This is a genomic window from Henriciella sp., from assembly GCF_029936995.1.
Taxonomy (GTDB): domain Bacteria; phylum Pseudomonadota; class Alphaproteobacteria; order Caulobacterales; family Hyphomonadaceae; genus Henriciella.
Map to the genome: position 1 here is coordinate 1 of NZ_JAPYRE010000010.1, position 25,749 is coordinate 25,749.

Below are 25,749 nucleotides of genomic sequence, written 5' to 3' on the forward strand. Positions count from 1 at the left end.
GAGCGCCTGCATGGCATGCAGGAGGTCAGCGGTTCGATCCCGCTAGGCTCCACCATCATCTTTTTAGTCGCACCGTTGGTATGGCAGATAAGTGGCCGATTGATGCGGTCGGTTTTGATCCTGGAATAATGGCTGTATCCCCCGCCGGAACATGCCACCTTCTTACCTCGTTCCTATCTCGAAGATACGGAGCGAGACGCAAGAATGTCCCACAAACTGACCCTGCAATCTGTCGAAACAGTTACGCATGACGTGAAGCGTTATACGTTCGACAAGCCGTCCGGCATAGCCTACGCGCCTGGACAGGCCTTCAATATAGGTCTGGATCGTGAAGGCTGGCGGGATGACAAGCACCCTTTCACGCCGACGAGCCTGCCATCGGAAGGGGCGCTTGAATTTACAATCAAGATCTATCCAGAGCATGACGGGCTTACAAAGCGTCTGGCAGACCTGAAGCCTGGTGATACAGTCCTTGCGGATGACCCTTGGGGAGCAATCAAGGATGAAGGGCCTGGCTGGTTCATTGCTGGCGGCGCTGGTGTCACGCCTTTCATAGCCATTCTGCGGGAACGACTTGCGCGAGAGGGTACGCTTGAAGGGTGCGAACTTATCTTTTCCAACAAGACCGAAGCTGACATCATCCTGCGTGACACATTTGAAAAGATGCCGGGGTTGAAGGTCTATTTCACCGTTACCGATCAGCCCGACAGCTCGCTTCCGCAGGGCAAGATCGACAAGGCCGTGCTACAACGGCTCATCACGCCGGGTAAAGGCAAGTGCTATATTTGCGGGCCTGATGCCATGCTTGACGATATTTCGGCTGCCCTGAAAGAGATAGGTGTGGAGGAAAAGGATATCATAACCGAGGAATTCGATTGAACCGATATGCAAAGCGCGATGATCGTCTGTTCACCTGGCGCGCATGTATGTGATCAAACGCTCTCTTTTGGTCTGATCGATAGCTTGAAGCGGTGAAGTGCAGCCACCACCTCTATAGAGACACTAGGCCCGGCGCTTAAAAAAGAGTCGCCGAAACCGGGGCTCTGCCGGGCATGATGTGTCGTGGCCCTGTCTTTGAAGGAAGGAGCATGCCATGACGACAGACCTTGAACATCAAGCCGAGCAGCTGTTTTCGGCAAAGGATCTCGTCTATGTCCGCCGTATAGCGGAAGATGAGATCAACGAATTGCCCGAAGAAGCGCTTGAGACGGTTAACGACCGTGCTTCGCTTTTCGTTCTGGCCAATGGCGAAGGCCAGCAGCTAGCCGTTGTCGAGGGGCGCGATGCTGCATTCGCGGCTGCCCGTGCCCATGAAATGCAGCCTGTCAGCGTTCACTAGATTCTGACACAAACAACAAATGACAAGCCCGGCAGGAATGCCGGGCTTTTTTTGACTACAGAATTGCCGGAATCACACGATCCGGCGGCTTATGGCCATCTGCGAGGGTCTTGATGTTGATGATGACCTTTTCACCCATCTCAACGCGGCCTTCTACTGTGGCTGACCCCATATGTGGCAGCAGGATTACGTTTGGCAGGCCGACCAGCTCCGGATTGACGATCGGTTCACGTTCGAAGACGTCGAGGCCGGCACCGCCAATCTTGCCAGCGCGTAAGGCGCGCGCCAGTGCCGCTTCATCAATGACCTCGCCGCGAGCTGTGTTCACGATGAAGGTATCCGGCTTGAGCAGGTCGATGCGACGGGCATTGAGAAGATGGAACGTAGCCGGCGTGTGCGGACAATTCACTGAAATAATATCCATGCGCGCCAGCATCTGGTCGAGGCTTTCCCAATAGGTTGCCTGAAGTTCTTCAGTGATCTGACGGTTGACCGGCTTGCGATTGTGATAATGGATCTGCAGCCCGAAAGCCCTGGCGCGGCGCGCAACGGCCTGCCCAATCCGCCCCATGCCGATAATTCCCAGGCGCTTGCCAGATAGACGGCGCCCAAGCATCCATGTTGGCGCCCAGCCATCGAATTTCCCGGCCTCCAGCAGCTGGATGCCTTCATGCAGACGACGGGGAACTGCCAAGATTAGGGCCATAGTGACATCGGCTGTGTCGTCAGTCAGGACGCCGGGTGTATTCGTGACTGTGATGCCCCGTTTCATGGCGTCTTCAGCCGCAAGGTTATCAATTCCGGCCCCGAACTGGGCGATATGGCGCAGTTGCGGGCCGGCTTCGGCGAGCAGCTCCGCATCCACCACGTCTGTCACTGTCGGTACAAGGACATCGGCGCGCTGGACGGCGTCGACCATCTGTTCCCTCGTAAAGGGAACATCAGTCTCGTTGAGTTCGGTGTCGAACAGTTCTTTCAGGCGGATCTCTACGGGATCCGGCAGACGTCTCGTAACGATCACCTTCAGCCGCTTGGCGGTCATGAACGTTTCCTTTCCTGCAATTGCGCATAGCAGAGCATTTACTGATCGCCAATGCGACGCGGCACGGTTCGCTTTACCGCTGATTCACCATGACGCGCGATGATGACTTCATGAAACTGCTTGCCTGCCTCATCGCTTCGGCCTGCCTTATCCTGACTGTATCCGGCATTGCAACAGCGGCGCCGGAGGCTGAGGCAGTACGAATCAGCCAATTTTCCGGAAAGCCCGTGCCGCGTTTCGAATCGCTTCGCTATTCTGCCGTTCATGGACGTCGCGGTCCGTCCAAGGATCACGAAATCGTCTGGCGCTATGAGCGTCAGGGCATGCCTGTACTTGTCGTGAAAGAGACAAGAGACTGGCGGCAGATACGCGATGCGGACGGTGACGAGACATGGGTGCAGGCACGGATGCTCAACGATTCGCGTCACGTTTTTGTGCTTGCCAAGGCGATTATGCGCAAGCGCCCGAACGAGCTCTCACGCGGGGTCGCCTCGATCCAGAAGGGTGTTGTCGCTGCGCTGGACAGTTGTGAAAATGGCTGGTGCAAAGTGAAGGCCGATGGTTTTCGCGGATGGGTGAAGAAGAGCGCAATATGGGGAATAGAGACCCAGACCAGCGGTCTTTGATGTGTATCGCGAGATAGCGTTTCACGGCCCTGTTTGCTTGACATTCCAGCTTGAGGCAGGCTCATGGCCTGTTTCGAATTAGCCAGTCAGGGGTGCGTATGAGCGGACCACACGAATTCCACACGCCAAAGTCTTCCTATTCGAAGGAAGACCTTCTCGTTTCAGGCCATGGCCAGCTTTTCGGCCCTGGAAATGCCCAGCTGCCTGTGCCGCCAATGCTGATGATGGACCGGATTACCGAGATCACCACAGATGGCGGTGAGTTTGGCAAGGGAAGCGTAGTCGGCGAACTCGACATTACGCCAGACCTCTGGTTCTTCCAGTGCCATTTTCCGGGTGATCCTGTCATGCCTGGCTGCCTCGGGCTTGATGCGATGTGGCAGGCGGTGGGTTACTGGCTCGGCTGGTCGGGCTCCCCGGGAAAGGGCCGCGCGCTCGGTGTCGGTGAAGTGAAATTCACCGGCGAAATTACGCCGGACAACAAGCTTGTACGCTATGTGATCGACATAAAACGCGCCCGCCGCGGGAGGCTGAATCTGGGCATCGCCGATGGCCGGGTCTATGTTGATGGAGAGCACGTATATACCGCGCTGGACATGAAGGTCGGCCTGAAGAACGTGCTGGAAGGCGAAACCGGAATCCCCGGTTCTTGACGCCACGCCCGCCCGGTCCTAGCCCGGAGTGAAACTGGAAATTACGCGAATTATCGCAAGGGAGTGATCATGGCCGACGAGTGGAACATGCCGTCAGGCGAGCTGATGAAGGGCAAGCGCGGCATCGTCATGGGTGTTGCTAACCAGAACTCCATTGCCTGGGGCATCTCCAAGCAGCTTGCAGCCCAGGGCGCGGAAATCGCTTTCACGTATCAGGGAGAGAGCCTCGAGCGCCGTGTACGCCCGCTGGTCGAATCCATCGGCATGGACTTCATGGTCCCGGCCGACGTGACCGATGATGAAAGCATGGATGCCGCTTTTGCAGCTGTGAAAGAAAAATGGGGCAAGATCGACTTTCTGGTTCATTCCATCGCCTTTGCCGGCAAGGAAGAGCTGCAAGGTTCCATGGTCGAGAAGACAAGCCGGGAAGGTTTTCGGCGGGCCATGGACATATCGGTCTATTCCTTTATCGATGCGGCCCGCCGCGGGGCCGAGCTGATGCCGGATGGCGGCGCCATAATCTGCATGACTTATCTCGGTGCGGAACGCACCGTACCTTCCTACAATGTCATGGGCGTCGCCAAGGCTGGTCTCGAAGCCTCGATGCGCTATGCGGCTCGTGATCTCGGGCCACAGGGAATCCGCGTTAATGCCATCTCGGCCGGTGCCATGCGGACGCTCTCCCTGGCGGGTATCAGGGGCGGCAAGGCGCTGATGGGCACCGGGCGTGACTGGTCATTCCTCAAGGAAGACACAAGGATGGAAGGCGTTGCTGGTGCAGCGCTATACCTCCTGTCTGACCTTGGTCACTCGATTGCGGGCGAAGTCATGCACGTTGATGCCGGTTTCCATGCGGTTGGCGTTCCGGACGAACCGGGAGAATAAGGCGCTCAGCCCTGAACAGCTGCCCTTACGCCTGCAAAGACGTCCATGCCAAACGCGCCTTCATAGGCGTCTTCAGGTGTTAGTCGCACAGCGGCGTCTATGGCTTCAGCATCAGGCCCGATGAGAATACGCCATTTTTCTGATCGGACACCGTCCAGAATAGTTGTTGCAGCTTCTTCTGCGCTGGTCAGTCCTGTATCGCGGAACTGTTCGCCGCGGGCTTTGGCTGCTTCGTATTCTTCACCCGCTCCACCTACGCCGGAATTGTCCCCGAATTCCCGTAGCGTATTCAGCGCGATCTGGGTGGCGATGTGGCCCGGCATCACAACGCTGGCCTTGATGTGTGGCGCATTGATCCGAAGATCCGTGATCAGTGCTTCGGTAAAACCTTTCACAGCGAACTTTGCAGCTGAATAGGCTGTATGCGGAGTCTCGGGCCCGAGGCTCGCCCAGAAGCCGTTGACCGAACTGACATTGACGATGTGGCCTTCCTCGGCAGCGAGCAGCATGGGCATGAAGGCGCGCGCATTATTGTAAACACCATACCAGCAGACATTGAAGGTCCGCTCCCAATTGGCGCGTTGGTCGGCCACGAAGCTGCCGCCACCACCAATTCCCGCATTGTTTATAAGCAGGTGGACATGGTCAATCTCGTGGGCCGCACGCACATGCTCGGCGAATGCATTGACGGCAGTTTCGTCTGAGACATCCGCCCTGAAGCTTGTCACACGAACACTCTGCGGCGCATGCTTAATGGCCTCTGCCACCGAGACAGCCATGTCTTCTTCGGAGATGTCACAGATCGCAACGCTGCATCCGGCCTCGGCGAGCTGGCGTGTCATTGCCCGGCCCATACCTGCGCCACCGCCCGTTACGACGGCGACCTTGCCGCTGAAATCTTTCATGATTGTCCTCCCGTTTGATCTTGTTCTTGTTATTGGAGATTACTCTTCCTTCGCCCTCGCGCACAGACGTGACGGCGAGGAAGGCTGACGGGAAAGGAACAAGTCCTGAGCGTGGCGGTTGCCCCTTGCATGGACGAGACTGTCCGGCTGAAGGAGAACATAATGTCCGATATATTCCTGATTGGCGCGACCGGCGGGATCGGCCATCGTCTGGTGCCGATGCTGATAGAGCGGGGACATAGTGTGACCGGGCTTCACAGAAAGCCGGATCAGGCCGAACCTCTTCGCCAGGTGGGTGTCATGCCAGCCCTAGGTGATATTATGGAGCTCAGCGCAGATGATCTTGAGATGATGCTGCAGGGTTCCGATGTGACTGTCTTTTCGGCAGGCGCAGCCGGCAGTGGCTGGGACCGGACAACAGCAATCGACGGTCAGGGCCCGCTCAAGCTCATAGAGGCCGCGCGCAGGACCGGGTTGAAACGTGTCTACCTAGTCTCCGTCTTTCCGGATGCAGGGCGCCGGCGAGACACAAGCGATGGCTTCGAGCATTATATGGAACAGAAGAAGATGGCGGATGTCGCTCTGACCGAAAGTGGACTCGATTATGTCATCCTGCGTCCGGGCACGCTCCAGCATGAGGACGGCGACGGCAGGGTGAAAGCTGGTCACGCTATTCCATACGGTAATGTGGCCCGCGGGAATGTCGCCAGCCTGCTCGCCGAATTGATTGATACTCCTTCTGTGCGCCGGGAGATTATCGAGGTCACGGATGGGGACATGCCTGTTGAAGATGCCGTGAAGGCGCTGGAGCGCCGATAGGCTGTAACGCGCTTGTCCGGGTGGGCAGCAAAGCCTGTGGTCTGCCCTCAGCAGCGGTATCCGGGCCACCGCACTTTCATTAATCATCAGCAGATTTTCTGCTTCGAAGCCTGCGCAAGACAGAAACCTTGCAATTCGCATAATGAATAATTATGAAAATATTCATTATTCATTATGCGGGGTCGCATGAGCATACGCATCTTCATCTGGGTTGGGCATCCAAGTGCCCAATCGCTGTCCCATGGCATGGCAGATGCCTATCAGGTCGCTGCAGAAGCAGAAGGAGCCGAAATCCGGCGGATGCATCTCAACGATATGAGTTTCGATCCCGACCTGACTTACGGCTTTAAACAGAGAAAACCGCTCGAACCATGTTTGGAGACATGGCGTGAAAATATCGTGTGGTCCAATCACCTTTGCTGGGCTTACCCTTACTGGTGGGGTTCAATGCCAGCCAAGATGAAAGGCGTAATTGACCGGGCATATCTGCCGGGATTTGCGATGCGCTATCACGAGAAAGGCCCTTGGTGGGACAAGCTGTTGACTGGGCGCTCAGCCGACATGCTCATTACTGCCGATAGCCCGGCCTGGTATGACCGGCTTGTCTATGGGCGGCCTGGGCGCAACCAGGCGGAAAACCTTGTGCTCAAGTATGCGGGTATCAAGCCTGTGCGGGCGCTGCATGTCGGTGCGGTCAAGCAGGCCCGGCCGGAAAAGATCAAGCATTGGCTGAAACAGGCTGGTGAACGTGGCAGGGTTGCTGGGCGCCGTGTCATTGGTGCATGATTGGCAGAGGTGCTTCCTCTCATTAAGACCTGAAGCATGAAAACGTCATCTGCGACCCACGAACCACTTTCCGGCTACGAGCAGCGACCTGAAGCCGAGATGCAGGCCCGCGCGATCGCGTTTCATCAACAGCTAGAGACCCGCAGGTCCGTGCGGGATTTTTCCGATAGGCTGGTGTCGCGTGAGATCATTGAGGCTTGTGTCAGGGCCGCTGGAACTGCGCCATCGGGGGCCAATCATCAGCCTTGGTTCTTTGCCTGTGTCGGGTCGGCGGAAAAGAAGCGCGAAATCCGGGAAGCTGCTGAAGCGGAGGAGAGAGCATTTTATGCGGGAAAGGCGGGTTCGGAGTGGCTGGACGCACTGGCACCCATCGGTACCGATGCTGAAAAGCCATATATGGAGATCGCTCCCTGGCTTATCTGCATTTTCGCCCAGCGCCGCGGTGGCGCCGAAAGCGGAGAGGACCGGAAGAACTACTACATTCATGAGAGTGTTGGCATCGCAACGGGATTGCTGATCGCCGCCTGTCATGAGGCAGGCCTCGCCACACTGGTTCACACACCCAACCCGATGAGCTTTCTCAATGGTCTATGTGGCCGACCGGCTACTGAGAAACCATTTCTCATCCTTGTGGCTGGCCACCCGGCTGAAAGCGCAATGGTGCCGAAACATGCGCTGAAGAAGAAGCCACTTGGCGAGATTGCGGACTTTCTCTAGCTGGACGACGGCGCCACAATTTCTGTGCGCGGCCCTGTGAAGTGTATGTACAGACGGCTACCTTTTCTGGCACCGGGCTTTTCCCCGCGGACTGTCAGGCTATAGGTGCCGCGCATTGACGTTGGGATGCGACCTGACAGCTTCCCTTCGCTGCCGATCTTTGTCGTCTTGTCACTCTTTCGAACAGCTAGCCCGCTTGCGGCCCAGCCTTTCAGACTGACAGCTTGCTGAATTTCAGATCCTGCCTCTATCCGCAATGGGACGTGCCGGGAGAATTCCCCATCCTGGCGTACGAAGACCTGTGTTACCCAGACCCCATCCCTGCGTGTTATGACGCCAAGCCCGATGTGTGAGATATCGTCGGCCAGAATGGACTGGCGATGGCTTTTGCTGTTCATTAGGCCGTCATGCAGGCGTTTGACGACCGTTTCCGGGTCATATGGCCCGCGGATGGCGGCAATGTTTTCACGCTGAACACTGGAAAGAAGCGTGCGATCAAAGGCTGTGATCCGATGGCCGGCTGAACGTTGGTCACTGCCCTTGTGGCTAAAGAAGTCGTTCGCGGCCATGTCCAGACTGTGCCACCTGGCAGCAGGTGCCAGTTCCGGACGCAATATCAGGGGCGGGAGGTCGCGGGCAAGCCGGGCTTTGTTCACATGCGCAAGGAAGGCGGCTTCCATCACAGGATCTATTCCATACCCGCCAGGCAGGTCTTCCAGGCAGGATTTTCCGTCCTCTACATAGCTGGCAACCGAGACGGCGCGTGACTGTGAGGATAGATCACACGAAGCGTCCGCATGCAGCGCATAGGCGGCGCTCATCAGCGATGCTGCGATCATGAGAGCCAGTGTCTTCATGGCAGGTATTGTAGTGAAAATGGTTGCTATAAGATGTTTGCCGCAGTCAGGCGGGAGAGGACCGGGGCAAGCATTCGCTCGATCGCTGCGTCACTGGGCGTCACATCCCCATAGGCGGGCAGGCCTTCATCAGCAATGACAAGGTCTGCTTCAAACTTGGCTGGGTGGGTGTGGCGATAATGGCTTGCCCGCACGGTCTGTAGATACTGGCTTATGACGCTCTCCACATTCCGTCCGCGTTCAACCACGTCACGTCTGATGCGTCTGGCCAGCCTTAAATCATCGGGCGTATCGACATAGATCGACAGATCGATCAGGGGTCGCAAATCTCGTACTGACAGGGCGTGGATGCCTTCAAGTATGATGACAGGGGCCGGGCTGATCCTGTGCGTTTTCTCAGACCGGTCATGATGGTCATAATCATAAACGGGCTGGTCGATCGCCTGGCCGTCCTTTAGCGCCGAAATGTCGTTGACCATATGGTTCGTGTCTTTCGACGCAGGGTCATCATAATTGACCTGGGCAATAATCGCCGCGCGCTGTTCCTCTGTGTCGCACGGCCCGTAATGGCGCATGGGATGGTAATAGCCATCCTCGTGAAAGATCACGGCGTTTTCCGGTGTCAGTTTGGCGATCAGGGCGTCGGCAAGCGTGGACTTGCCGGATCCTGAACCGCCGGACATGGCAATGAGAAAGGGCGGGGGCTCCATCATATTCCCATTTAGTCGCCTCCTGACCGGATTGGAAACCCGCCTATGATAGCTCGCGCTGCAATATGAACAAAAAGGGCGCCCCTTCAGGAGCGCCCGGAATGTTGTGGCAAGAGCCGGTGATTATGAGCAGCTATTGGCGGCTAACCATGGGTCCACGCAGGACATATGTGTCTGTATCGAGTTCGACGAGTACATCGAGATAGGCCTTGTCATTGAAGTTGATGCTGTCGGCGTGCATCCGCATCAACTTGCCGCCAGCCAGCCGGTTTCCGGCATCATCCGTCAGGTTCCATCCCGCTGTGCGGAAGCTGTCTTCATTGACGTTTGGCGTGAAGCTTGTCGCCTGCGTGATCTGCAAGGGCAGCGGAGATTCAAGCTCTCCGTCGACAGTTGTCAGCATCTGGACGACATAAAGCTTGCCATTACCCTCAGCGATACCAATCCCTGTGTCTGTAAAACCTTCCCGGTTGATATTTGCGCGATTGGCACTGTCTGAACGTATGGCTTCGTAAACTGCTTTCGGACTGGCCGTAGCATCAAGCACGACGATATTTGCGCCCGTCGCGCTGGCCAGGACCTGGCGGTCGAGCGCGCGCATCCTGTAGATGTGGCTTCGTCCTTCAAGGTCGCTATGCCCGGCATAATTGCGTTGAGCCATATCCAGCGCATGAGCACGCGCGGCCTGATCAAGCGAAGCCCGCCGTTCCAGAGGAGTAAGGTCCGCGGCTTCACGTGCCGAGTTGGTCATGGCGAAGACGTCATCTTCTTTCTCGATCAGGAAGGCATCTGCCTGATCGAGGCAGGTTTCGACTTCGGAGACGTATGAGACCAGTGCGTCAGCATAGCCGTCTGACAGGTCGCAACCTTCCTGGGCGGCGGCTGGTAGTGCGGCAAGCGTACTTCCCGCTGCCGCCAGAGCCAGCAGCGGAGAGGTGCGGAGTTTGTCATAAATCTGTAACATGCCCGTCATGAAGCCTTCATGACAGTTTTGTGTCAATTAAAATACGACATGGAAAAGCAGGGAAAATTTTTGTGCGTGTGCTGAACGAGCTGTATTCATTCGAAAATTCAGCCGCACGCATTAAATATTTGTAACAAAAAAGGCCGCCCGGTGAGGGGCGGCCTTCTCTCTATTTACATAAAAGTCTGACGAATCAGGATTTATTCAGTATCCGCACCTTCGGTGGCGGCTTCCTTGTCCTTGCCGGTTTCCTGGTCGACTGCCTTCATGGACAGGCGCACTTTGCCCCGGTCATCAAAACCCATCAGCTTGACCCAAATGGTATCGCCTTCCTTGACGAGATCCTTGGGGTGGCCAACACGCTCGTCTGCCATCTGGGAGACGTGGACGAGGCCGTCTTTTGGACCAAAGAAGTTCACGAAGGCACCGAAGTCCTTGATGGAAACAACCTTGCCTTCGTAGATTTCGCCAGCTTCCGGCTCTGCCGTCAGTTCGCGGATACGCTTCTTGGCGGCATCAATCGACTCCCGATCAAGCGCGGAAATCTGGATCGTTCCGTCATCCTCGACATTGAGCTTGGCACCTGTTGTGTCGACGATATCACGGATCGTCTTGCCACCGGAGCCGATCACATCACGGATCTTGTCGACTGGAATGTTGACGATCTCCATCTGCGGGGCGTTCTGCGAAAGCTCGCCACGCGATTCAGACAGTGCCTTGTTCATCTCGCCGAGAATGTGCGCACGCCCGCCTTTAGCCTGGTCGAGGGCGGTTTGCATGATCTCGCGCGTGATACCGGCGATCTTGATGTCCATCTGGAGAGACGTCACGCCAGCCTCTGTGCCGGCAACTTTGAAGTCCATGTCGCCGAGATGGTCTTCGTCACCAAGAATATCGGACAGGACAGCAACGCCGTCGTCTTCCTTGATGAGACCCATGGCGATCCCGGAAACCGGACGGGAGATCGGCACACCGGCGTCCATCATGGCCAGGGCGCAACCGCATACAGTGGCCATGGAGGAGGAACCGTTTGATTCCGTGATCTCGGAGACCAGGCGGATCGTATAGGGGAACTCTTCCGGCTTGGGCAGAACAGCGCTCAGCGCCCGCCAGGCAAGCTTGCCGTGGCCGGTCTCGCGGCGTGACGTGCCGCCCATGCGGCCTGTTTCACCGACGGAATAGGGCGGGAAGTTGTAGTGAAGCATGAACTTCTCTTTCCGCGTCCCGCCAATGCCGTCGATGAGCTGTTCATCGTCGGAGGTGCCCAGCGTGGCAACGCAGATCGCCTGCGTTTCACCGCGGGTGAAGAGCGCGGAGCCATGCGTGCGTGGAAGGAATCCGGCTTCGGCCGTGATCGGGCGAACCTGGTCGAGGGCACGGCCATCAATCCGTTTGCTGGTCTTGATGATGTCGCCCCGGACCACCTTGGCTTCGGCTTTCTTGAAGGCGGACTTGAAGACCGCTTCGTCCATGCCGTCGGGTTTTTCCTCGGTCGTGACGAGGGCTTCTGCAGCCTTTTCGCGGGCTGCGCCGACAGCTTCCTGGCGTTGCAGCTTTTCGGTGATCTTGTAGGCAGCCGAAAGGTCGGAGCCAACGAGGTCCTGGATCTGCTTAAGTTCGGCGGACAGGTCTTCTGCCTCGAACTCGAACGGTTCCTTGGCAGCTTTCTCAGCCAGCTTGATGATCGCGTCGATCACCGGCTGCATGGCTTCGTGGCCAGCCATGACCGCGCCCAGCATGACGTCTTCCGAAAGCTCCTTGGCTTCGGATTCAACCATCATGACCGCGTCGCCTGTACCGGCAACAACGAGATCCAGTTCGGACTCTTCAAGTTCGTCAACAGTCGGGTTGATGATGTAGTCGCCATCCTTGTAGCCGACGCGGGCTGCGCCGATCGGGCCCATGAAGGGAGCACCGGAGAGTACCAGCGCGGCGGATGCGCCAATCATGGCGAGAATGTCGGGATCGTTCTCCATGTCATAGGAGATCGCGGTCGGTACGACCTGGACTTCGTTCTTGAAGCCCTCCACAAAAAGCGGACGGATCGGGCGGTCGATGAGGCGCGATGTCAGCGTCTCTTTCTCTGTCGGGCGGCCTTCACGCTTGAAGAACCCGCCGGGGATGCGGCCCGATGAATAATATTTTTCCTGATAGTTGACCGTCAGCGGGAAGAAATCCTGTCCCGGTTTGGCCTCTTTGCGGAATGTCGCTGTCGCGAGGACAGTCGTCTCACCGTAAGTGACGAGGACGGCCCCGTCAGCCTGACGAGCGACACGGCCCGTCTCGATCGTCAACGTGCGGCCGGCCCATTCCAGCGACACGGTTTGCTTGTCAAACATGTTCAATCTTTCTCTTGCATACGAAAAGCCCGCCAGGACCGCATGTCCGGGCGGGCTGGTGTGGGGTGCCTAGCGGCGGATCCCCAACTCTGCGATGAGGGCCTTGTAGCGGTCCTCATTCTTCCCCTTCAGATAGTCGAGGAGTTTACGACGCGTGGCGACCAGGTTGAGCAGGCCGCGGCGCGAATGGTGGTCTTTCTTGTTGGTCTGGAAGTGCTCGGTGAGGTTGTTGATCCGTTCTGTGAGGATTGCAACCTGGACTTCCGGAGACCCGGTATCGCCATCGTTCTGGGCGAATTTCTTGATCAGTTCGGTTTTCTTGTCTGCCGTGATCGACATCGTCAAATACTCTCGTTCGTCTGGCCCCAGGGGCCGGTTACATATTGCCCGCTATCCGGGCGCTCTTCAGGGGAGGGCGACGGGGACCAACTGACCGGGATGTCGTCCAGCTGCAGATCAAGTCCAAGACGCTCGCCTCAAGGCCGGCGACATCGCATATCTAGCCGGTTTTGGAAAGGGGCAGGGTGTGGAAATCGCTGTGGGGTTTCGCTGGTCGACGCCACGCTCTACGACCTTGAAGTAGGTATGAATGCAGGAGTGGAAATGGGCCGTCTGTTCGAGGAACTGGACTATCAGGTAACACCAATTGGAGCCATCAGCCTGCGCCGGCGGCATATTCTTTCGCTGGGCTGCGATGTTCATGAGATCATGCTCGGTGACGAGCATCTCATGTCGAGCCTTTTTACCGCATCCGAGATCGCGCTGGCGAAGCTGGGGCTCGCTGCTCTTGCGGACGGGCCATTAGCTGCGTCTGGAGATTGGGACGTTGTCATTGGCGGCCTGGGGCTGGGTTATACGGCTGCTGCCGCTCTTGAAGATCACCGGATTGCCCGCCTCAGGGTCATTGAAATGCTTTCTCCGGTTATAGAGTGGCATGAAAAGCAGCTCGTTCCGATCGAACCACCACTTACGGATGATCCGCGCTGCCAGTTGCAGGAGGGTGATTTCTTCGGACTGGCTGCCTCAGAGGAGGGTTTCTCCATGGAGGAGCCCGGCCGACAGCATGATGCCATCCTCATCGACATCGACCATACCCCCGACTGGTTGCTGGATGAACGCAGCGGAAGCTTCTACAGTAAGTCTGGGCTGGAGAAGCTTTCCCGTCACCTCAAACCGGGTGGAATCATGGGGCTCTGGTCGGACGCGAGTGCCGATAAGGCGTTCATTACTCGCATGAACGGGGTGTTTGCAGACGCATGGAGTGAACCTGTAACCTTTCACAACCCCCTTCAGGACAAGCCATTCACGCAGACAGTGTACCTCGCCAAGAAGGGCGGTTGAGCCTGTTTAGCGAGTGGCCCAGACGCTTTGTTTGTTCGATTGCCACTGCTTGCGGTGCAGGAGAGGCTCAGCGTCAGTGAATGTGGGATAGCCAAGGCAGAGATAGCCTGTGAACCGCCAGCTATCCTCAGCATCGAGGATGCCAGCGAGTTCGCCGGGTTCGAGGATCGAGACCCAGCCGAGCCCGATATTTTCCGCTCGCGCCGCAAGCCATAGTGTATGCATCGCCATGACGGTGGAATAAAACAGCGTTTCAGGCATCGTCTGCCGGCCGAGTCCCCGGCCTTCCTGTGGCTCGGTTTCTGTGAAAAAAGCCAGATGTTCAGGCGCTTCGCGTAATCCGGCGAGCTTGAGTTTGAGATACTCTTGCCGGGCTTCACCGGTATAGCTGGCCGCTGCTTCCTTGTTGCAGCGCTCGAAAAGCTCGGATACGCGGGCACGGCGGTCTTCATCCCTTATGCGCAGTACTCGCCATGGGCGGGAGTTGCCGACCGAGGGCGAGAGTTCCATCGCTTCGCCCAGCCGGGTCATGACATCTTCTGGAATTGGGGTGGATGAGAAATGGCGAACATCGCGCCGCCATTTCATGATCTCAATCAGGGTTTCAGACTGGTCTCTGGAGAATTGCATACCATGCCTTGTGCGCACGGAGTGCAATCTGTCCAGAGCCAGAACTGATTGCGGGTACTAGCTGGCGGTCTCGACTTCATCCAGGAACGGATAGTCAGTGTAGCCTTCTGCTCCGCCGCCATAGAAGGTGTCGGAGTCCGGGGTGTTGAGCGGTGCATCCTTTTCAAGGCGTTCGACAAGATCCGGATTGGCGATGTAAGGGCGGCCAAAGGCAATAGCATCGGCCTTGCCGCTGTTTACGCGTTCAATTGCGAGGCTGCGGCCAAACCCGTTATTGGCGACATATAGGCCGTCGAAATGACGGCGCAGCTCGTCCAGCCCCTCTTCGGGGGCATCCCTGTCACCACCCGTCTGGCCTTCGATGATGTCGAGAAAGCCGAGGCCAGCCTCGTTGGCTATCGTATAGGCACGGGAGAACAGCGCGACTGGGTCGCTGTCGGATACGTCATTGGCGGTGGAATATGGGCCGAAGCGAACACCTACGCGTTTTGGGTTCCAGACACTTGTGACGGTCTCTATGACCTCTTTCAGAAGCCGTGTCCGGTTCTCTATGGAGCCGCCATATTGGTCGGTACGCTGGTTGGAGCTGTCGCGCAGGAATTGGTCGAGCAGATAGCCATTTGCGGCATGGATCTCGACTGCGTCAAAGCCGGCCCTTTTCGCGTTTTCGGCCGCCTTGCGGTAATCTTCCAGAAGGCGCGGAATTTCCTCGGTTTCCAGGGCGCGCGGTGTTGATGTTTCGACAAAGCCCTGCCCGTCAAATGTGCGGGACTTGGCCGCCACGGCGGAGGGTGCAACCGGGGACTGGCCGTCCGGTTGGAGTGACGTGTGTGAAATACGTCCGACATGCCAGATCTGAAGCGCGATGTGTCCACCCTTGGCGTGTACGGCATCAGTGACGAGCTTCCAGCCCTTGACCTGTTCCTCGCTATAGATCCCCGGTGTCCAGGCGTATCCCTTGCCTTCCGGAGATATCTGGGTGGCTTCGGTTATTATGAGGCCGGCGCCGGCACGCTGCGCATAATACTCCGCGTTCAGAGCATGTGGCGCGTCCGTGCCCTCTGTGGACCGGTTACGTGTCAGCGGGGACATGAAAACCCTGTTGGGCAGGGTGAGGTCGCCGAGGGAAATGGGTTCGAAAATTTTCTCGGTCATGTGTTTCAATTATCCTTCCTGTTTCAACGCGCCTTCAGATGGGAAGTCGTAAGCGTGGTGTCGCGCCCTGGTCTGAAAAGACTGCGGTATAAGAGATGTTCCGCAACTGCATGAATGGAAGGCCCGTCATCCGGGGGTGATCAGGCAGTGCGGACCTACATCTGGAAGACGCGCACTGGCTGGAACCGTCCAGCACGGACTTCGCCCATAGCAACTGCCTTGTCGCCGGCCATGGCCAGAGCAAGGCGATCTTCCGGGTCCGGATTCTTCTCTGCGCGCCAGCGTTCGACCACATGCGGCATCAGCATCACTTCACGTCCCTGCTGTATCGCAGCGGCGTCTTCGTCGCTGATCTCGACGTCCGGGACATCCTCCAGGACTTCCTCAACCGGCAGCAAGGTTTCGAGCAGGGCCTCGCGTTCGGTCATGGCTTCCAGTTCGGCCAATGTTATCGCTTCATCCTCATGCATGACGCCGACACGTATCCGGCGCAGCTTTGAGACATGCCCGTCGCAACCAAGCGTACCAGCGAGGTCACGGGCCAGTGCCCGGACATAGAAGCCCTTGCCGGAACGGACATGAAAGACGGCATGGTCAGTATCTGGAATCTCCACAAGCCTGGCTTCGTGAACGAATACCTGACGGGAAGGAATTTCGAATTCTTCGCCATCACGCGCAAGATCATATGCACGTTCGCCATCGACCTTGATGGCGGAATACTTCGGCGGGATTTGATCGATCTCACCTTCGAATTTTTCCAGCGCGGCTTCGATCGCAGCGCGTTCGGGGCGCGTTTCCGAGCTCCGGATGACCTCGCCCTCGGCGTCCAGCGTGTCGGTCGTGCGGCCCCACTCAATGCTGAAGACATATTCCTTGTCGGCATCCATCGCCCATTGCACTGTCTTGGTCGCCTCGCCGAACGCGATCGGCAGGATACCGTCGGCCAGCGGGTCAAGCGTGCCGCCGTGCCCCGCCTTCTGGGCATTGAACAACCGTTTCAGGATGCCGACCACCTGGGTTGATGTGACGTCCACAGGCTTGTCGACATTTAGCCAGCCATGCACTGGCAGGCCTTTCTTCTTGCGGTTGCGCGCCAAGGTATCCTCCGTCTTGCCCGTCTGGCGGTTCGAACGCCGGGGCGGGCTAAATCAAGCAGGTCAACACAAAATCAGGAAAGCGGGCTAGTCGGCCCGGCGTACGGCGTCAATGGGGCGATGAGCGCTTTGTGTCAGCGGCTAGATGCCTTGTGCCAGATGCTGCCAGACGATCAGCGCCCCGATAATGATCAGCACGGCGCCGCCGGTGGCCTCAGCATAGTGGCCCATCCAGCTGCCAGCCTTGCGTCCGATCAATACGCCGAATGTCGCCATGGCCGTTGTGATGATGCCGATGACGATCACGGCGGCAACAATGTTTACATCCATGACTGCGAGGCTGACCCCGACAACGCTGGCATCGATACTGGTTGCTGTTGCCGCAAGGGCGAGCCGGATCCAGCGTGTGCGTCCGGCATCACCTGGGGCGGTTTCTATGGCGGTCACGGCGTTGGCAGCGGTTTCATCCGCGCTGTCACCACGGAAGGCCTCGAAGATCATGTGAAAGCCGACGCCAAACAGAAGCCCGAAGGCAATCCAGTGGTCGATCGGTTGCATCCATGCGGCGAGTACCAGGCCCACCATGTAGCCGATGACGGGCATTCCAGCTTCCATCGCGCCGAAGACAGCACCAATTCTCAGGGCGTCCAGGAAACGTCCGCTTCCGCTGCCTGCGCCCTTGCCGAGGGCGGCAGCGAACGCATCGACAGAAAGGCTGAAGCCAAGCGCTATCAAGGTCAGGAAACCGCTCATGCCGGCAGGTTTAGGCGGGCAATGGTGGCGGGCGCAAGTGGGCCATCGTTTCTTTACAGGAAGATGTGGTTAACGTGACCAGCCTGCACACGTCAGGAGAGTCGATGACTATTGCCTAGTCGTCCAGGTCACGTTTGACTTCGGGACTGTTGAAGATCGCATCCATGTGGCTTGCTTCGTCATAGGAGTGATCTGCAATGAAGTTCAGTCGCGGCGTGAACTTCATGTCAATACGCTGGCCGAGCTTGATACGAACGAAGGAAGAAGCGCGGTTGAGCGCCTTGGCCAGTCGGTCCTGCTCGTTCGGGTCGGTTTCGCCGAGCGGGGAACAGAAGACATTGGCATGTTTCAGGTCGGGGGAGGTGCGAACCTCGCCTATCGTGATGTTCGCGCCATTGAGGTCCGGATCGCGGAACTCCTCACGCATCATAATGTCAGTCAGGGCATGCCGGATCAGCTCACCAGCGCGAAGCTGGCGCTGGGAAGGCTCAAGCGCGGCCGGGTCTTGTCTCTTCCTGTTGCGTGCCATGGGATAATCCTTCCATCAGCCGGCTCCTGAAGGCCTTTGCCGTAGCCTTGTTGCCTGTAAACCACTTGTTCGGCACGATTACCGGGTCGGCACCATAAAAGGTGATAAGCGTATAGCCACGGCGCAATCGCACATCTTTCACCCCAGGCCATGTAATGCGGGTTTCCACCGCACCTCTTTGGATGTGCAGACCTTGTGGGGTCAGGTCAATCTTTGTTTCAGTATCGATCTCACCTGCGCGCCCTGCCTGATGACGATAGGCCCATCTAACAAAGATCAAATACCAGACGATGCCGGCCATCGCAGCCATCATCGTCGAGATAAGCCAGATCCAGTATGCCGAGAAGGGTGCCTGATCCAGCATATGGCGGGAGACCAGAGCCATGCTGGCCGAGATAGCCGGCGCTGTTACACCTGCATAATAGAGCGAGGTCGGCCCGATATTGGAAGAGCGAGTCTCGTTAACCAGGCGCTTCATGTCCTTGTCGCGCAACTGGCCAGAGATGTGTAATGCAGAGGGGCTCTGTTCCATGGGACTACGAACGGCTTTCGCAAGAGATGTCACAAGGCCGAAGTTGCCATGTGAAGTTTAACCGGAAATGGAAAAAGCCGGGAGATTTCCCGGCTTTCACCACGGCTTCAGTCAATGCGTCGATCTGTTAGTCCAGCTTGCGCTCGACCATCTCGACTTCAAAGCACTCAATCTTGTCACCTTCGCGGATGTCTTCATATTTCTCGAAAGCCATACCGCATTCCATGCCGGAGGTGACTTCCTGGACTTCGTCCTTGAAGCGCTTCAGCGTTTTCAGCTTGCCTTCGTGGATAACGACATCATCCCGCAGCAGGCGGACGCCACAGCCACGCTTGACGGTGCCTTCCGACACCTTACAGCCTGCAACCTTGCCAACACGGGTGATGTTGAAGACTTCGAGGATGTCGGCATAGCCGATGAAGGTCTCGCGTTTCTCCGGGGCAAGCATGCCTGAGAGCGTATCCTTCACATCATCGATAAGATTGTAGATCACCGAATAGTACCGGATCTCTACCCCTTCTTTTTCCGCAAGCTCCCGTGCCTGCTTGTTTGCCCGCACATTGAAGGCAAACACAGGTGCATTCGAAGATTTGGCCAGAAGGATGTCGCTTTCGGATATACCGCCAGCGGCACCATAAATGACATTGGCGCGAACTTCGTCATTCGACAGTTGTTCGACAGATTGGGTAATCGCCTCAACAGAGCCTTGTACGTCCGCTTTCACCACCAGCGGCAGATCGGAGACGTCCTTGTCGTCCTTCATCGAGTTCATCAGGGACTCGAGGGAGGCGCGTGCGGAGGCGACACCGGATTTCTGACGCTCAGCGCGGCTGCGATACTCGGTGATTTCGCGCGCGCGCGCTTCGCTGTCGACAACATTGAACATGTCGCCCGGTTCCGGTGCACCGCTGAGCCCCAGGACCTCGGCGGGGATCGCCGGACCGGCTTCCTTCAGCTGTTGGCCACGCTCGTTGATAAGCGCCCGGACCTTGCCCCACTGTTTTCCCGCAACCACGATCTGGCCACGCTTCAGCGTGCCGCGATTGACGAGAACAGTCGCGACAGGGCCGCGGCCCTTGTCTAGCTGGGCTTCTACGACGATGCCGTCGGCATCCCGGTTCGGGTTGGCCTTGAGTTCAAGCAGCTCTGCCTGGAGCGTTACGGCTTCGGCGAGTTCTTCCAGACCAGTCCGTTCGGTCGCAGAGACACTCACGGCCTGCACATCACCGCCCATAGCTTCAACCTGGATGTCGTGCTGAAGCAGCTCCGTCAGGACGTTCTCCGGCTTGGCGTCCGGCTTGTCACACTTGTTGACGGCAATGATGATCGGGACTTCTGCCGCCTTGGCGTGTTTGATGGCCTCGATCGTCTGCGGCATGACGCCATCATCTGCTGCGACTACCAGAATGACGATGTCCGTGACATCGGCGCCGCGGGCCCGCATCGCGGAGAATGCGGCGTGGCCCGGCGTATCCAGGAAGGTGATCCGGTCGCCGGATTCCAGCTGAACCTGATAGGCACCGATGTGCTGGGTAATGCCACCGGCTTCCCCGGCAACAACGTCCGTAGAACGAAGGGCGTCGAGAAGTGAGGTCTTGCCGTGGTCGACGTGGCCCATCACCGTCACAATCGGAGCGCGGGACTCCAGATCCTTCGGATCGTCCTCGTCACCTTCAAGACCGATTTCGACGTCGGATTCGGCAACACGCTTGACCGTGTGGCCAAACTCCTCGGCGATAAGTTCGGCCGTGTCGGCATCGATGATGTCGTTGGCACGCATCATCTCGCCTTGGCGCATCATGTATTTCACGACGTCGGCAACGCGCTCATTCATGCGCTGGGAAAGATCCTGCAGCGTGATGGATTCCGGCAGTGTAACTTCGCGGGAAACCTTTTCGCCTGCTTCGTCGCCGGACTGGCGGCGTTCGCGTTCGCGTTCACGTGCCCGTTTGACCGAAGCAAGGGAACGCTGGCGCTCACCATCGTCACCGAGCGCGCTGGCGATCGTCAGCTTACCCTTGCGGCGTTTGCCGCCGCCTTTGCCCTTGGAAGATCCGCCATCGCTGAAGTCACGGTCATTATTGCCGCCTTTGCGGGATTTCTTTCCGCGGTTCTGTGATGGTTCCGGAATTGGCATGTCAGGCGCAGGTGCGCCCGCTGGAGCGGCGCTGCGGTCCTGGCGAGACTGCTCCTTTTTCTTCTTGGCTTCAGCTTCCTCGCGCGCCTTGCGCTCTTCTTCCTCAGCCTTACGCCGGGCTTCAGCTTCCTCGCGTTCTTTGTCTTCCTGGACTTTGCGCTCTTGCTCGGAAAGCAGGCGCTCGCGAGCAGCTTCCTGACGCTTCTTTTCGGCCTCGCGCTGCTGTTCGGCTTCACGGCGTTGCAGCAGCACTTTCTGGCGCGCAACCAGTTCTTCTTCCGTGATCCCCAGCTTTTTCGCGGCCTCGGCAAGCTTGGACTGCTTGTTGCCGCCAGACGCAGGCGCAGATCCTCCGCCAGCAGGAGCTTTGCCGCCACTGCCCTGACCAGCCCCGCCAGGTCCAACGACGCGGCGTTTCTTGGTCTGTACGATGACCTGTTTGGACCGGCCGTGACTAAAGCTCTGCTTGACCGTACCGCTTGATCCGCGGGACACCGTCAGGGGCTTGCGTCCGCCAGTATTGTTGCCTTTGTCTTTCGTATCGCTCATGCGACTCCGTATACCTGCGTTTTATCCGGCCGGGCCATTCCCTGCCGTTGTGTCTGTTTACCGTTTCCGACCGGAGAACCAGTCTCGTTCCGGTGCTGTCCTGAAACCCGTAAGCCGTTGATAGGCTCTTCCAAACGAGTCCGACAGCGCGCCTTCCTGAAGCAGGGCATGTATCACATGCGCCCTGCCAAAGGCCATGCCCAATTCAGCAGACGTAAGGGCGCCTGCCGTATTGGGCATGTCATACATCGCCTTTGCGAGAAAATGAACCTTGTTCCGTCCATCCTCGCTGCCATCGCTTGCTTCAATCAGATAGCCAGGCGGTTGTTTCCTTAGATAGTCACGAACCTGGTCGAATCCAATGATAGCTGCACCTGCCTTGCGCGCCATGCCAAGATGGCCAATGCAACGCTGAACAAGCTGGGCTTCGACAACCCCCGCCAGATCGTCTGCCGGAACAGTTTTTGTCTTGAAAGCCCTGGAAAAAATATTCCGGCTCGCAGCTTCGTCGACACTCGCACGATCCGCCTTGACCCACGCTCCGCGTCCAGGAAGCTTTCCTGCGACATCGGGAACCGCCACACCATCAGGCGAGCGGACAAAGCGGATCAGCCTGTCCTGTGGCAGGCTTTCACGTGAGACAGCGCACTGGCGGCACGGTGTGCCGCCAGTACCTGATTCAGCGGACGCCTTCAGGCGCCTTGCGGGCTCATTCCTTTGGCTCGGCATCGTCGCCGTCCTCTGGGCCTGCTTCGTCGCCCGTAGCCGTTTCTTCGGCAGCCAGCGCATCAAGATCGAAGATCAGGTCATCTTCGGCTATTTCACCGCTTTCCTCGCTGGACTTGCCGATTTCACCAAGAGCAGCAAGCGCCCGGTCTTCCTCGGAAAGGTTGGATTCTTCACCAGCAGCCTGTGCGGCCATTTCGGCCTGAAGCGTTTCGAGTGCTTCCGGCTCGATCCAGCCGGCTGCGACACGCGCACGCATGATGAAGAGCTGGGCGTCATCCTTGCGCATGTCGCCTTTCTTGAGAATGCCGTCCTGGAAGACCGGTTTGCCGTCCGGACCGGGCTCTCGCCAGCCAGTGATGTCGTCAGGCACGAGACCGGCAACATCTTCGACCGAGGTGATGTCGTTCTCACCGAACTTCACGGCAAAGCCGACTGTCATGCCTTCAAGATTCATCATCTCGTCACTGACGCCCAGCTCCTTGCGCTTGGCGTCCTGCTCTGCGGCAAGATTGTCGAGATACTCGCGGGCACGTTCCTGAATCTCGTTGGCAACATCCAGATCGAAGCCTTCGATGGAGATGAAGTCTTCCGGCGAGACATAGGCGATTTCTTCGACACTCTCGAAACCTTCAGAGGCCAGAAGCTGGGCCAGTGTCTCATCGGCATCGAGGGCTTGCATGAAGAGTTCCGTGCGAGCCTGGAAGTCCTTCTGGTAACGCTCGGAGTCGGCCGTTTCGGTAACCAGGTCGATCTGCCATCCCGTCAGCTGCGAAGCGAGACGGACATTCTGGCCGCGCCGGCCAATGGCCAGCGGGAACTGGTCGTCTGCGACGACGACTTCGACACGCCTCTCATCCTCATCAAGGACAACTTTCGAGACTTCTGCCGGCTGCAGCGCGTTCACGATAAACGTGGCTGCATCGTAATTCCATGGAATGATGTCGATTTTCTCGCCTGAAAGCTCACCGACAACAGCCTGGACGCGTGCGCCACGCATACCGACACAGGCGCCGACCGGGTCGATCGAGCTGTCATTGGAGATAACACCAATCTTGGCGCGCGACCCGGGGTCACGCGAACAGGCACGAATCTCGATGACGCCATCATAAACTTCCGGAACTTCCTGAGCGAACAGCTTGACCATGAAGTCAGGATGGCCGCGCGACAGGAAGATCTGTGGGCCCTTGGTTTCGCGGGAAACCTTGTAGAGATAGGCGCGCACGCGGTCATTCGGCTGGAAGTTCTCGCGTGGGATGCCGTCATTGCGGCGAATAATGCCTTCGGCGCGGCCAAGATCCACGATGACGTGGCCATACTCGACGCGTTTTACGATGCCATTGATGATCTCGCCAACACGGTCCTTGTACTCATCGTACTGGCGCTCACGCTCGGCATCACGCACCTTCTGCATGATGACCTGTTTGGCCGTCTGGGCCGCAACACGGCCAAAATCGAATGGCGGCAGTTCTTCCTTGATCTCGGAGCCGATCTCATAGGCATCGTCCAGCTTCTTTGCATCGCTGAGTGAGACCTGCTGGGCAGGATCTTCGATGTCCTCGTCGGCGACGACAGTCTGGACGCGCCACAGTGTCTGCTCGCCAGTGTCGGCATCGATCAGGGCACGGATATCGTGTTCCTGACCGTAGCGCGACTTCGCGGCCTTCTCGATGGCTTCCTGCATCGCCTCGATGACGATGGTCCGGTCAATCGCCTTCTCCTCTGCGACCGCCTTGGCGATCTGCAGGATTTCCAGCCGGTTGGCTGATACGCCGACTGCGCTCATCTCATTGCTCCACTGTCTTCGTCGTTATTGTTTTCATTCTCGTTATCTCCGGAATCATCAATGTCGAGGCCGGAGAAATTCTCGTCGTCAGGCTGGGGTGGCAGACCGCCTGCAGCCTTTGCCGCCTCGATCAGTTCGTCGGTAAGCACAAGGCTGGCCTTCGACATCTCGTGAACCTGGGCGACAAGTTCGCTTTCATCATCGAGCTCTATCGCCACGCCATTTTCGTCTTCCCGTTGTATCACACCCTGGAAGCGGCGTCGGCCCTCGATTGGCATGGCGAGCTCTACCTTGGCCAGGTGGCCGGTCCAGCGGCCGAAATCGCCGGGTCGTGTAAGCGGGCGGTCAATGCCCGGCGTCGAGACTTCAAGGCGATAGGGGTCAGAGACCGGATCAGCGGCTTCGAGTGCCGGCGAGATTGCGTGCGAAAGCTCCGCGCAATCCTCGACATTCGTTGGGGCGCCGCCGGCTTTTTCTGCCATGATCTGCAATGTTGGGCGCTTGCCGCCCATCAGGCGCACACGAACAACCTCCATGCCGAGCCCTTCAGCAAGCGGCTCGATCAGGGAGAGAATGGTTTTTTCCTGCTGCGTCAGCGCGATCACGGGAAATTGTCTCCGGACAAAAGAAAGCGGCGGACCCGTTTCCGGACCCGCCGCCGATATTTTTCGACTTGGCACCTGAAATAGTCTTTTCAGGCGATTTTGTCTAGAGAAGTTTCAGGTCCACCGCGGAGGTCTTGTTGCGGCGCTCGTCCGTATAGAGCTCGTAGGAAACAGGGGCGTCCTCAGCGAGGGTGCGCATGCCCGATTTCTCAACGGCCGAGATGTGGACGAACACATCAGAACCACCGGCGTCCGGCTTGATGAAGCCATAGCCTTTTTGGTCGTTGAACCACTTAACTTTTCCGGTTGCCATAATGGCTACTCCAGTCTTCTCCCCGTGCCGGACCCGCACCGTGCGGACGGTCACGAAGGGTCTCGAAATAACGGGGGAAGTGAAGTCAGGGCCGTCGGTCCGACGGGGTCTTGGCATTCAGACCGACCGCAATATTCGATTTTCACAGTATGCCTGAAGCAAAAGACCTGTGCAATCACGATTACATGACAGCTGCCTTTAAGTTTCGTTATGAGGCCATCAGGATTAATTCGTGCGGAGCCGGAACTCGTAAAAAACCGGCTTTACATCGCCGAGATTCTTGGTCTCGTAGCGTGTGCGATAGTGGTCTTCGGGTGGTGTACGCCAATCATCAGCCCGGCACGCCAGCCAGTCGAAGCGGTCATCGGCCAGAAACTTCTCCAGTGCCTCGTCGGCGTAGGACCGGACATCCGTGGCAAACCGCAAACGGGCACTCGGCTTCATTACACGGCAGACAGCATCCAGAAATTCCGGCTGGACGATACGGCGCTTGTGGTGCTTTTTCTTGGGCCAAGGGTCCGGAAACAGGATGAAAATCCGGTCCAGACAGGCGTCTGGCAAGCGATCAATCAGCAGTCTGGCATCTTCATTCCAGAGGCGCACATTGGTTAGACCACCTTCTTCAATCCCTGACACACATTTGGCGAGACCTTCTATAAAAACCTCGCTGGCAAGAATGCCTGTCTGTGGGTTGGCTGCTGCCTGTGAAATGACGTGCTCGCCACCCCCGAAGCCGATCTCGAGCCAGAATGTCTCTATGCCGGATGCAAACAGGGTGTCGACCTGCGTGATCTGCCTGGCTTCATCCGGAATGGCCAGTTCGGGCATACGCTCTTCGAGCAGGCGTTGCTGGCGTGGAGAAAGCGGACGACCGCCCGTCCGCCCAAAGGTGCGGATCGCAGGTGTTTCAGCTGAGTTTCGGGGGCCGTCAGACATGGAGGTCTTTTGCAAAGAAGA

General features: G+C 57.7%; 28 protein-coding genes. 9 read left to right on the forward strand and 19 right to left on the reverse strand.

Annotated elements, in window-relative coordinates; translation table 11 throughout:
* Nucleotides 1-204: 204 nt before the first annotated feature.
* Nucleotides 205-879 (forward strand): FAD-binding oxidoreductase, encoded by a 675-nt coding sequence (locus Q1K31_RS15685; RefSeq protein ID WP_300381636.1) that lies wholly within the window; start codon nt 205-207, stop codon nt 877-879.
* A gap of 214 nt (nt 880-1,093) precedes the next feature.
* A complete protein-coding gene (locus tag Q1K31_RS15690; protein ID WP_300381639.1) occupies nt 1,094-1,339 on the forward strand; it encodes a DUF1150 family protein in 246 nt (81 codons plus the stop codon).
* A 55-nt stretch (nt 1,340-1,394) separates the two neighbouring features.
* On the opposite strand, the gene Q1K31_RS15695 is transcribed toward Q1K31_RS15690, so the two are convergent.
* Nucleotides 1,395-2,381, reverse strand: a complete 987-nt coding sequence (locus Q1K31_RS15695; protein WP_300381642.1) for a D-glycerate dehydrogenase — start codon at nt 2,379-2,381, stop codon at nt 1,395-1,397.
* 89 nt (nt 2,382-2,470) lie between these two features.
* Between Q1K31_RS15695 and Q1K31_RS15700 the strand changes: the two genes are divergently transcribed.
* The 3 genes from Q1K31_RS15700 (at nt 2,471) to Q1K31_RS15710 (ending at nt 4,545) form a co-directional block, all read left to right on the forward strand.
* Nucleotides 2,471-3,007 (forward strand): SH3 domain-containing protein, encoded by a 537-nt coding sequence (locus Q1K31_RS15700; protein WP_300381645.1) that lies wholly within the window; start codon nt 2,471-2,473, stop codon nt 3,005-3,007.
* A gap of 98 nt (nt 3,008-3,105) precedes the next feature.
* Complete coding sequence (fabA, locus tag Q1K31_RS15705) at nt 3,106-3,660, forward strand: bifunctional 3-hydroxydecanoyl-ACP dehydratase/trans-2-decenoyl-ACP isomerase (protein WP_300381649.1); 555 nt, start codon at nt 3,106-3,108, stop codon at nt 3,658-3,660.
* Between the two features lie 69 nt (nt 3,661-3,729).
* The gene (locus Q1K31_RS15710; RefSeq protein WP_300381652.1) at nt 3,730-4,545 is read left to right on the forward strand and encodes an enoyl-ACP reductase; all 816 of its coding nucleotides are present in this window, start codon (nt 3,730-3,732) and stop codon (nt 4,543-4,545) included.
* Nucleotides 4,546-4,550: 5 nt separating this feature from the next.
* On the opposite strand, the gene Q1K31_RS15715 is transcribed toward Q1K31_RS15710, so the two are convergent.
* Nucleotides 4,551-5,450, reverse strand: coding sequence for an SDR family oxidoreductase (locus tag Q1K31_RS15715; protein ID WP_300381655.1), 900 nt, complete (start codon nt 5,448-5,450; stop codon nt 4,551-4,553).
* A gap of 162 nt (nt 5,451-5,612) precedes the next feature.
* On the opposite strand from Q1K31_RS15715, the gene Q1K31_RS15720 reads away from it, so the two are divergent.
* From Q1K31_RS15720 to Q1K31_RS15730, 3 genes are all read left to right on the forward strand, one after another.
* Nucleotides 5,613-6,269, forward strand: a complete 657-nt coding sequence (locus Q1K31_RS15720; protein ID WP_300381658.1) for an SDR family oxidoreductase — start codon at nt 5,613-5,615, stop codon at nt 6,267-6,269.
* Between the two features lie 186 nt (nt 6,270-6,455).
* Nucleotides 6,456-7,055 carry an NAD(P)H-dependent oxidoreductase gene (locus Q1K31_RS15725; protein ID WP_300381659.1) on the forward strand — a complete coding sequence of 200 codons (600 nt, stop codon included), beginning with the start codon at nt 6,456-6,458 and terminating at the stop codon, nt 7,053-7,055.
* A gap of 36 nt (nt 7,056-7,091) precedes the next feature.
* Nucleotides 7,092-7,772: a nitroreductase family protein gene (locus Q1K31_RS15730; RefSeq protein ID WP_300381662.1), complete on the forward strand. Its 681-nt coding sequence runs from the start codon at nt 7,092-7,094 to the stop codon at nt 7,770-7,772.
* On the opposite strand, the gene Q1K31_RS15735 is transcribed toward Q1K31_RS15730, so the two are convergent.
* The 5 genes from Q1K31_RS15735 to rpsO all read right to left on the reverse strand — a co-directional run bounded on the left by Q1K31_RS15735 (nt 7,769) and on the right by rpsO (nt 12,981).
* Nucleotides 7,769-8,629 (reverse strand): CAP domain-containing protein, encoded by an 861-nt coding sequence (locus tag Q1K31_RS15735; RefSeq protein ID WP_300381665.1) that lies wholly within the window; start codon nt 8,627-8,629, stop codon nt 7,769-7,771. The genes Q1K31_RS15730 and Q1K31_RS15735 overlap by 4 nt on opposite strands.
* Nucleotides 8,630-8,655: 26 nt before the next feature.
* The gene (udk, locus tag Q1K31_RS15740) at nt 8,656-9,342 is read right to left on the reverse strand and encodes a uridine kinase (RefSeq protein ID WP_300381668.1); all 687 of its coding nucleotides are present in this window, start codon (nt 9,340-9,342) and stop codon (nt 8,656-8,658) included.
* Nucleotides 9,343-9,472: 130 nt separating this feature from the next.
* On the reverse strand, nt 9,473-10,312 hold the full coding sequence (locus Q1K31_RS15745) for a CAP domain-containing protein (protein ID WP_300381670.1): 840 nt from the start codon (nt 10,310-10,312) through the stop codon (nt 9,473-9,475).
* Nucleotides 10,313-10,503: 191 nt separating this feature from the next.
* The gene (gene pnp, locus Q1K31_RS15750; protein WP_300381674.1) at nt 10,504-12,642 is read right to left on the reverse strand and encodes a polyribonucleotide nucleotidyltransferase; all 2,139 of its coding nucleotides are present in this window, start codon (nt 12,640-12,642) and stop codon (nt 10,504-10,506) included.
* Nucleotides 12,643-12,711: 69 nt separating this feature from the next.
* On the reverse strand, nt 12,712-12,981 hold the full coding sequence (gene rpsO / locus Q1K31_RS15755; RefSeq protein WP_300381677.1) for a 30S ribosomal protein S15: 270 nt from the start codon (nt 12,979-12,981) through the stop codon (nt 12,712-12,714).
* Between the two features lie 264 nt (nt 12,982-13,245).
* Between rpsO and Q1K31_RS15760 the strand changes: the two genes are divergently transcribed.
* Nucleotides 13,246-13,983 (forward strand): spermidine synthase, encoded by a 738-nt coding sequence (locus Q1K31_RS15760; protein ID WP_300381681.1) that lies wholly within the window; start codon nt 13,246-13,248, stop codon nt 13,981-13,983.
* Between the two features lie 6 nt (nt 13,984-13,989).
* Here the strand turns inward: Q1K31_RS15760 and bluB are convergent, their stop codons facing one another.
* The 12 genes from bluB to trmB form a co-directional block, all read right to left on the reverse strand.
* Entirely contained in the window at nt 13,990-14,613 is a 624-nt protein-coding gene (gene bluB / locus Q1K31_RS15765) for a 5,6-dimethylbenzimidazole synthase (RefSeq protein WP_300381684.1), read from the reverse strand.
* Between the two features lie 57 nt (nt 14,614-14,670).
* Nucleotides 14,671-15,768 (reverse strand): alkene reductase, encoded by a 1,098-nt coding sequence (locus Q1K31_RS15770; RefSeq protein WP_300381687.1) that lies wholly within the window; start codon nt 15,766-15,768, stop codon nt 14,671-14,673.
* Between the two features lie 155 nt (nt 15,769-15,923).
* Nucleotides 15,924-16,865: a tRNA pseudouridine(55) synthase TruB gene (truB, locus tag Q1K31_RS15775; RefSeq protein ID WP_300381690.1), complete on the reverse strand. Its 942-nt coding sequence runs from the start codon at nt 16,863-16,865 to the stop codon at nt 15,924-15,926.
* A gap of 138 nt (nt 16,866-17,003) precedes the next feature.
* Complete coding sequence (locus Q1K31_RS15780; protein WP_300381693.1) at nt 17,004-17,615, reverse strand: manganese efflux pump MntP family protein; 612 nt, start codon at nt 17,613-17,615, stop codon at nt 17,004-17,006.
* 115 nt (nt 17,616-17,730) lie between these two features.
* Nucleotides 17,731-18,144, reverse strand: coding sequence for a 30S ribosome-binding factor RbfA (rbfA, locus tag Q1K31_RS15785; RefSeq protein WP_300381696.1), 414 nt, complete (start codon nt 18,142-18,144; stop codon nt 17,731-17,733).
* The gene (locus tag Q1K31_RS15790) at nt 18,104-18,676 is read right to left on the reverse strand and encodes a YcxB family protein (RefSeq protein ID WP_300381699.1); all 573 of its coding nucleotides are present in this window, start codon (nt 18,674-18,676) and stop codon (nt 18,104-18,106) included. The genes rbfA and Q1K31_RS15790 overlap by 41 nt, the downstream gene beginning before the upstream one ends.
* Before the next feature lie 127 nt (nt 18,677-18,803).
* Nucleotides 18,804-21,362, reverse strand: coding sequence for a translation initiation factor IF-2 (gene infB, locus Q1K31_RS15795; RefSeq protein ID WP_300381702.1), 2,559 nt, complete (start codon nt 21,360-21,362; stop codon nt 18,804-18,806).
* A gap of 57 nt (nt 21,363-21,419) precedes the next feature.
* Nucleotides 21,420-22,091, reverse strand: coding sequence for an RNA-binding protein (locus Q1K31_RS15800; RefSeq protein ID WP_300381705.1), 672 nt, complete (start codon nt 22,089-22,091; stop codon nt 21,420-21,422).
* Nucleotides 22,072-23,874, reverse strand: coding sequence for a transcription termination factor NusA (gene nusA, locus Q1K31_RS15805; protein ID WP_300381708.1), 1,803 nt, complete (start codon nt 23,872-23,874; stop codon nt 22,072-22,074). The genes Q1K31_RS15800 and nusA overlap by 20 nt, the downstream gene beginning before the upstream one ends.
* Complete coding sequence (gene rimP, locus Q1K31_RS15810; protein ID WP_300381711.1) at nt 23,871-24,479, reverse strand: ribosome maturation factor RimP; 609 nt, start codon at nt 24,477-24,479, stop codon at nt 23,871-23,873. The genes nusA and rimP overlap by 4 nt, the downstream gene beginning before the upstream one ends.
* Before the next feature lie 103 nt (nt 24,480-24,582).
* On the reverse strand, nt 24,583-24,792 hold the full coding sequence (locus tag Q1K31_RS15815) for a cold-shock protein (RefSeq protein WP_300381714.1): 210 nt from the start codon (nt 24,790-24,792) through the stop codon (nt 24,583-24,585).
* Between the two features lie 225 nt (nt 24,793-25,017).
* A complete protein-coding gene (trmB, locus tag Q1K31_RS15820) occupies nt 25,018-25,728 on the reverse strand; it encodes a tRNA (guanosine(46)-N7)-methyltransferase TrmB (protein ID WP_300381717.1) in 711 nt (236 codons plus the stop codon).
* Nucleotides 25,729-25,749: the final 21 nt, after the last annotated feature.

Coding starts and splice junctions, on each gene's coding strand:
- Q1K31_RS15780 (WP_300381693.1), bottom strand. CDS start 17,615: ATGAGCGGTTTCCTGACCTTGATAGCGCTTGGCTTCAGCCTTTCTGTC.
- trmB (WP_300381717.1), bottom strand. CDS start 25,728: ATGTCTGACGGCCCCCGAAACTCAGCTGAAACACCTGCGATCCGCACC.
- Q1K31_RS15770 (WP_300381687.1), bottom strand. CDS start 15,768: ATGACCGAGAAAATTTTCGAACCCATTTCCCTCGGCGACCTCACCCTG.
- rpsO (WP_300381677.1), bottom strand. CDS start 12,981: ATGTCGATCACGGCAGACAAGAAAACCGAACTGATCAAGAAATTCGCC.
- udk (WP_300381668.1), bottom strand. CDS start 9,342: ATGATGGAGCCCCCGCCCTTTCTCATTGCCATGTCCGGCGGTTCAGGA.
- Q1K31_RS15735 (WP_300381665.1), bottom strand. CDS start 8,629: ATGAAGACACTGGCTCTCATGATCGCAGCATCGCTGATGAGCGCCGCC.
- pnp (WP_300381674.1), bottom strand. CDS start 12,642: ATGTTTGACAAGCAAACCGTGTCGCTGGAATGGGCCGGCCGCACGTTG.
- Q1K31_RS15710 (WP_300381652.1), top strand. CDS start 3,730: ATGGCCGACGAGTGGAACATGCCGTCAGGCGAGCTGATGAAGGGCAAG.
- Q1K31_RS15725 (WP_300381659.1), top strand. CDS start 6,456: ATGAGCATACGCATCTTCATCTGGGTTGGGCATCCAAGTGCCCAATCG.
- Q1K31_RS15720 (WP_300381658.1), top strand. CDS start 5,613: ATGTCCGATATATTCCTGATTGGCGCGACCGGCGGGATCGGCCATCGT.
- Q1K31_RS15715 (WP_300381655.1), bottom strand. CDS start 5,450: ATGAAAGATTTCAGCGGCAAGGTCGCCGTCGTAACGGGCGGTGGCGCA.
- Q1K31_RS15690 (WP_300381639.1), top strand. CDS start 1,094: ATGACGACAGACCTTGAACATCAAGCCGAGCAGCTGTTTTCGGCAAAG.
- nusA (WP_300381708.1), bottom strand. CDS start 23,874: ATGAGCGCAGTCGGCGTATCAGCCAACCGGCTGGAAATCCTGCAGATC.
- rbfA (WP_300381696.1), bottom strand. CDS start 18,144: ATGGCACGCAACAGGAAGAGACAAGACCCGGCCGCGCTTGAGCCTTCC.
- Q1K31_RS15815 (WP_300381714.1), bottom strand. CDS start 24,792: ATGGCAACCGGAAAAGTTAAGTGGTTCAACGACCAAAAAGGCTATGGC.
- fabA (WP_300381649.1), top strand. CDS start 3,106: ATGAGCGGACCACACGAATTCCACACGCCAAAGTCTTCCTATTCGAAG.
- Q1K31_RS15700 (WP_300381645.1), top strand. CDS start 2,471: ATGACGCGCGATGATGACTTCATGAAACTGCTTGCCTGCCTCATCGCT.
- Q1K31_RS15800 (WP_300381705.1), bottom strand. CDS start 22,091: ATGCCGAGCCAAAGGAATGAGCCCGCAAGGCGCCTGAAGGCGTCCGCT.
- Q1K31_RS15790 (WP_300381699.1), bottom strand. CDS start 18,676: ATGGAACAGAGCCCCTCTGCATTACACATCTCTGGCCAGTTGCGCGAC.
- Q1K31_RS15730 (WP_300381662.1), top strand. CDS start 7,092: ATGAAAACGTCATCTGCGACCCACGAACCACTTTCCGGCTACGAGCAG.
- bluB (WP_300381684.1), bottom strand. CDS start 14,613: ATGCAATTCTCCAGAGACCAGTCTGAAACCCTGATTGAGATCATGAAA.
- Q1K31_RS15685 (WP_300381636.1), top strand. CDS start 205: ATGTCCCACAAACTGACCCTGCAATCTGTCGAAACAGTTACGCATGAC.
- Q1K31_RS15745 (WP_300381670.1), bottom strand. CDS start 10,312: ATGACGGGCATGTTACAGATTTATGACAAACTCCGCACCTCTCCGCTG.
- infB (WP_300381702.1), bottom strand. CDS start 21,362: ATGAGCGATACGAAAGACAAAGGCAACAATACTGGCGGACGCAAGCCC.
- Q1K31_RS15760 (WP_300381681.1), top strand. CDS start 13,246: ATGGGCCGTCTGTTCGAGGAACTGGACTATCAGGTAACACCAATTGGA.
- Q1K31_RS15695 (WP_300381642.1), bottom strand. CDS start 2,381: ATGACCGCCAAGCGGCTGAAGGTGATCGTTACGAGACGTCTGCCGGAT.